The 6,000-nt window shown below is 58.3% G+C and carries 6 protein-coding genes; 1 reads left to right on the top strand and 5 read right to left on the bottom strand.

What is annotated here, in order from left to right:
• Positions 1-270: 270 nt before the first annotated feature.
• The 5 genes from ACJO3M_RS18815 to mnmH form a co-directional block, all read right to left on the bottom strand.
• Complete coding sequence (locus ACJO3M_RS18815) at positions 271-636, bottom strand: histidine triad nucleotide-binding protein (protein WP_407002914.1); 366 nt, start codon at positions 634-636, stop codon at positions 271-273.
• A gap of 30 nt (positions 637-666) precedes the next feature.
• Entirely contained in the window at positions 667-1,962 is a 1,296-nt protein-coding gene (locus ACJO3M_RS18810; RefSeq protein WP_407002913.1) for an FAD-dependent monooxygenase, read from the bottom strand.
• Between the two features lie 80 nt (positions 1,963-2,042).
• The gene (locus tag ACJO3M_RS18805) at positions 2,043-2,600 is read right to left on the bottom strand and encodes an aminoacyl-tRNA deacylase (protein WP_407002912.1); all 558 of its coding nucleotides are present in this window, start codon (positions 2,598-2,600) and stop codon (positions 2,043-2,045) included.
• 154 nt (positions 2,601-2,754) lie between these two features.
• On the bottom strand, positions 2,755-3,612 hold the full coding sequence (locus ACJO3M_RS18800; RefSeq protein WP_407002911.1) for a mechanosensitive ion channel family protein: 858 nt from the start codon (positions 3,610-3,612) through the stop codon (positions 2,755-2,757).
• Positions 3,613-3,674: 62 nt separating this feature from the next.
• On the bottom strand, positions 3,675-4,766 hold the full coding sequence (gene mnmH, locus ACJO3M_RS18795; RefSeq protein WP_407002910.1) for a tRNA 2-selenouridine(34) synthase MnmH: 1,092 nt from the start codon (positions 4,764-4,766) through the stop codon (positions 3,675-3,677).
• 136 nt (positions 4,767-4,902) lie between these two features.
• Between mnmH and ACJO3M_RS18790 the strand changes: the two genes are divergently transcribed.
• Entirely contained in the window at positions 4,903-5,568 is a 666-nt protein-coding gene (locus ACJO3M_RS18790; protein ID WP_407002909.1) for a class I SAM-dependent methyltransferase, read from the top strand.
• The last annotated feature ends 432 nt before the right edge of the window (positions 5,569-6,000 follow it).

Genomic DNA, 6,000 nt, shown 5'->3' with positions numbered 1-6,000 from the left:
GTGGGCGCTTAGCTTTCGCCATCCATGGCGAAAGATAGTCCCGGAAAGCCGAACCACACACCGGCCAACCGGGGCTGGGAGAAGCCCGGATTTACTATCACCGAAGTGCGCTCAAGTCTTTTCGAAGCATTGGCACCAAGGTACGAGCAAGTGGGCCGGTAATGCTGTTTGGGACTATCTTTGGCCATGGATGGCCAAAGCTAAGCGCGCATGGATGCCTTGAGCGTGTCCCAAACAGCATTACCGGCCCGCTTGCCTACTCCCAAAGCCTCAGGCCTGCTTCATCTTGTCAGTATACGGAGGCCAACCCAGTGGCTTGCCGGCCAGTACATGCAGGTGGATGTGAAACACCGTCTGCCCGGAGTTTTCGCCGCAGTTCATCACCACCCGATAGCCATCGTCTGCTACCCCCTTTTCCCGGGCAACCTGCGCTGCTACCAGATACAGATGTCCGACCAGCTCGCGGTCGGCTTCGGTGATGTCATTGATGGTGGCGATGGGCTTTTTCGGGATCACCAGAAAATGCACCGGTGCCTGCGGATTGATGTCACTGAACGCCAGGCTGAGGTCGTCCTCGTAGAGAATGTCTGCCGGAATTTCCCGGTTGATGATCTTGGTGAAAATCGTTTCTGACATGTAGGGCTCCTTGGTTTTTTTATACCGGTTTCAGAACTGATTCAGCCCCGGTAAACGGGCGGTGATCTGTTTGAGAACCGCCGGCAGTTCCTCGTCGATCCCCATGGCGTAGCGGGCGACCTGGTTGCGGGCGAAGGGCAGGGCGCGGGCCGCCCCCAGGCCGAGGTTGCGTAACAGGTGAATCGGCGGGATGCGGTTGCTGAACAGGTGGTAGAAGGCGTCCATCGCCAGCATCATGCGGCGGTTGGCGGGGCGCCGTTGCTGCTCGTAGCGTGCAAGCCACTGTGGGTCAGCGAGATCGCAGCCGGCCCGTCGGGCCTCGCGAATCAGGGATTGCAGACAGGCGGCGTCCTGGAAGCCGAGGTTGACGCCCTGTCCAGCCAATGGGTTGATGGTATGGGCAGCGTCGCCGACCAGAACTACTCGCCCATTGCTGTACTGTTTCGCGTGTTGCCGGGCGATGGGGAAGCTGGCCCGGGCATCGACGTGTGTCAGTGGTGGCAGGTCAGTGGGGAAGCCCTTCTGGATCTCCTCCATCAGAGATTCGGTGTCCAGCGACTTCAGTCGGGCGAGTTCTCCGGGAGCGTCGTACCAGACCAGTGATGCCCAGCGTTCTCCGGGGTGTTGATCGCCCGCGCTGTGCAGTGGCAGGAAGGCCCGGGGGCCGGACGGATGGAAGGCCTGCCAGGTGATGTCTTCCACCGGCCCCAGGTAACGCACCGAGACGACCATGGCCTGCTGGGCATACTGGTCACGGGTGACGCCAATACCCGCCATGTCCCGTATCCGTGACAGGGCACCGTCGGCGCCAATCACCAGTTCACAGGTCAGTTCGCTACCATCTTCCAGGGTCACGGTTGCCTGATCGTTGCCGTTATCCACCTTGGTCACGCCGTTGCCCGAGAGAACAGTCACGGAGGGCGGCTCTTCGGCACATTGCCACAGCGCCTGCTGGGTGATCCGATTCTCAACAATGTGGCCCAGATGGGTGGCCGAGAGGCTGGCAGCGTCAAAGACGACCTCGCCCAGTTTGCGGGGGATGAGGCTGCTGAGGGAATGTTGCGTCTGGTCCCAGACCGCAAGACGGCGGTATACCGTGGTTCGCATGGCCAACATCCGTGACCAGGCGCCGAGTTGCTGCAGGTAGCGTTCACTCCCGGCGCTGAGGGCGGAAACACGAATGTCGGGAGGCGAACTGGCGTCGAAGGATGGAGCGCCGGCTTTGTCAACGAGGGCCACGCGGAAACCGCTCTGGCCCAGGCCCGTGGCCAGGGCTGCACCCACCATGCCGGCACCGGCAACAACTATGTCAAAAGCTTGAGTCATAACGGGTTCCTGTCTGAGGCTTCCAGTTTACGCGATGGAAGATTTCAGACAAGCGACCCGACACTGTCCGGCACCGTCGGTCAGTAGCCGGCGGCCCTTGGTACCCGAGATCTGGATAGATGTTCCGGGCGACGACGGCCTTTTGCCAGCCAGGCTGGTTTCTGGGCGCCCGGCTTGGTGAACCCCTGGTTGAGCACCATCGGCTGTACCAGTTCCAGAAAATCGGTGGTTTTCATATGTACCGATTCGGTATGCGTGCCTGCGGCAAACGCCAGTTCCTGCTGTTCCGTCAGGGCTTCGGCACAATAGACTGACATTTCGAACAGATTGCCGAAGGGAGGCATGGCGCCGACTTCGCACTCGGGAAAGCGGTCCTGGAATTCCTGCTCGTCGGCAAGGTCGACAAAATCGGTATCAAGGATGCCGGAGAGGCGGTCCCAGCGAATACGCCAGGTGGCGGGCATGACCAGCATGGCCATTTTTCCATCGAGCTCTATGATGACGGTTTTGACAACCCGGTCACCCGCAATTTTTACGTGGTGGGCCAGTTCCTGGGCGGTGAACGCTGGAGGGTGGGACAGGCACATGTATTCCACGTTGGCCTGATCGAGGAAATCCTTCAATTGCTGTACCGGCATAGTGACAACCTCCTACCAGCAATGACAGCGAACTGGGGCCGGTGGTTGTTCTATGCCTGACCCCGGTGGCCTGTCGCTGGCTCCCCTGGTGGAGAACCAGCGCCATTATCGTCAGCTTAGTTGAGGCTGAGCAGAATGCGAGTAACCGGATGTATTATTGAGTCACCTGTCCCGATTCCCCTGAGTGGGTGTAAACGTGTACATCGCGCTGTGGGAAAGGAATGGTGATGCCTTCTTCATCGAACGCTTTCTTCACCTTTTCCTGCATATCCCAGTAGTACGGCCAGAGATTGTCAGTGGCTACCCAGGCTCGGAACATGATGTCGACGGAGTTGTCACCAAGCCCGCCCACGCAGATTCTTGGCGGCGGATCCATCAGCGAGCGATCGTCTTCCTCGAACAGGCGCTGGCAGATGGCCTTGGCCTTGTCGATGTCATCGTCATAGCCAATGCCGAACGTCATGTCGCAGCGGCGCTTGTCATAAATGCTGACATTCACCAGGGTTGCATTGGACAGGCTGCCGTTGGGGATGACGACGCGGCGGTTGTCGAAGGTGTTGACGATGGTATACAGGATGCTGATCTCGTCGACCGCACCGAGGAAGCCCTGGGCCTCGATGGTGTCACCCACCTTGAATGGCTTGAAGATCAGGATCAGCACCCCACCGGCAAAGTTGCCCAGGCTGCCTTGCAGGGCCAGGCCGATGGCCAGGCCGGCAGCACCGAGGACGGCAATGAATGAGGTGGTGGCAATGCCGACCATGGAGGCGACGGAAATCAGCAGCAGGATCTTGAGGATTGTACCGATCAGACCGCACAGGAACTTGTTCAGTGTCGGGTCTTTCTGGCTCAACTTGGCATCGAGGACGGCAACAAATCGCTTGATCAGCCAGAGGCCGACAATCAGGGTGATAATTGCAAGAACGACTTTAGGCGCGTAGCTCATGATCAGGGTGATACCCTGATCGACAATCTCAGAGGCTTTTCCGTCTGCACCAAACAGATCTTCCATCAGGCGACTCCTTGTTCTTCGTTAGTTTTCAGGTGAATATTCAGGTTTTCCTACGAAACTGTTTAGCGATTGGCCCAGTCAATGATGGTAGCCGGAGGGCCCTGGACCACAATTCGCCCCTTCTTCTGATTCAGTTGATAGTCGTACATCGGGTCGTAATAGTCTTCCAGCAGTGTCTGGATCCATCGATTGTGACCGCCCGGATCGCCCTGGTCCCGCTGTTGATCCAGAGCTTCGGTCATCAACTCCCGAAGGTGTTTGTGCCTTTCTCCGCCCAGTCGCTTGCGGATCCGGTCCAGTGCGCTGAGCAGGTAGTCATGGAAGTTCAGCCAGCCGGCCTCGGAGCCGTCCCGGGCAGTATAGTCGGCAAGCATGTTTTCGACATAATCTTCGCGGATAATAGCAACTCGCTCCGACATTGGCTGCTCCAGCACCATCAGGGGAGCTTCGGACATTCGCTCCTTCAGGCTGTCCGGCAGCGCACAGCGTCCCACAAGCCGACTTTCATCCTCCAGGTAAATCGGGCCACCGATACGATGTTTGGCTTTGAGCATGGCCACCGCCAGACGGTTCTCGAAATCGATTTGCGAAGGTTGGGGCGTTACCTTCCGGCCGAAACTGGAACCCCGATGATTGGCCAGTCCTTCCAGATCCACCGGGTTGGGCAGCTGTTGCAGCACCCGGGTTTTCCCGGTGCCAGTACGGCCGCTCAGGATGATGAACCCGGAAGACGCTGCCACGGATTCCAGGCTGTCGATCAGGAAACGTCGAAGCGCCTTGTAACCGCCCTTGATCAGCGGGTAATCGATGCCTGAATCGCGGATCCACTGTTGCGTTAACCGCGACCTCAGCCCGCCCCTGAAACAGAACAGGTAGCCGTCGGGATGATTGGCAATGAAGCGCTTCCAGGCCTCAATGCGCTGGCCCTTGATGTCACCGGAAACCAGTTGGTGGCCGAGTTCAATGGCCTTGTCCTGGCCCTTTTCCTTATAGCAGATGCCGACCCGGTGACGTTCCTCGTCATTCATCAGCGGGGCATTCTCCGCGCACGGGAAGCTGCCCCTGTTGAACTCCGTCGGGGCGCGGACGTCCATCATCGGCGTATCATTCAGAAACAGGGAGAGGTAATCGTCGGTATCGGGTCTGGAGGCCATTTCAGTGGTTTGGGTCGTAGGAAAAATGTCGCTGCAGTATAACGGAGACGGTGGTTTTTTGCTCGCCTGCAGGTATGGCTGTCCGCTGGCACAAGCTACAATGCAGCGCTTTCATAACCAGCGATCCGGAGCCGTGATGAACGAGGACGTACTCAACCAACACCTGCAGAAGACCCTCAGCCGTGGGCGGGTTGCGGTTACCCGACCGGCCGGGTGTCCGCAAATTGCCCTCTATCTGTTTGATCCCACGGTACTGGAAGGGCCGCTGAGTCATGAGGAAGCGCAGGCTGTGGTGGCGGAACCCGCCTACTGGTCCTTTTGCTGGGCAAGCGGGCAGGTGTTGGCGGCCTGGATCCTGGCGAACCCACAACGGGTGGCAGGCAAGCGGGTGCTGGACTTCGGTTCCGGCTCCGGTGTGGTGGCGATTGCCGCAGCGATGGCGGGTGCAGCTGAAGCCATCGTCTGTGATATTGATCCGGCTGCGCTCGACGCCGCTACTGCCAATGCGCGGCTAAACAACGTTGCGGTGACTCTGTGTGAAGACTGGCATGCCAAGCCGGAAGGTATCGACGTGGTGACGGCGGCGGATGTGCTCTATGATCCGGAGAACAAGCCGTTGCTACAGGCATTTCATAGCGTCGCCCCCCAGGTGCTGCTTGCGGATTCCCGGGTCAGGAATCTGGGTGACGAGCGGTACCAGCGTCAAACGGTGATTGAAGGCAGGACCTGGCCGGACCTCAACGAGTTCGAAGAATTCAATCAGGTCAGGATTTATCTGGTGGAAGGGTTACCGGGAGCATAGAAAAAGAAAGGGCAACCCTCAGGCTGCCCTTTTCGGAACAGGTCGTCGCGTCCTTGCGAAATTTGCAACTGCCTTGTTGCGTTATCCTTGAGCCACTCCGTGGTGCCAGCGTCCGAGCCAGCTATCCAGAAAGATTTCCCTTAAGCGAGGCGTCCATGTATCCCTGCCTCTCCCTGCATCCAGTTGCCGGGGTGCGTCCTGTGCGTCTTCCGTTTCCCTGTCATCCCTGACGAATCCACTATAGCAACCCTGGTCTGACAAACGTGTGACATACGCAGGTCCTTACGCCGTCATTTGTATGACGCCTTTGGTTAGTTTAGGTAAAACAGTAAGTTAGTTGAGCTGCGGTTTTATGTGATCGGAGTGCCTACGCAATGTTTCCGCAAGGGCTTACGAGCTTGTAGGAAATATCGCACAAGAGAACTGGAGAAA

The organism is Marinobacter alkalisoli (genome assembly GCF_045449795.1).
Lineage (GTDB): Bacteria > Pseudomonadota > Gammaproteobacteria > Pseudomonadales > Oleiphilaceae > Marinobacter.
This window is presented reverse-complemented; position numbering and strand designations above follow the sequence as displayed.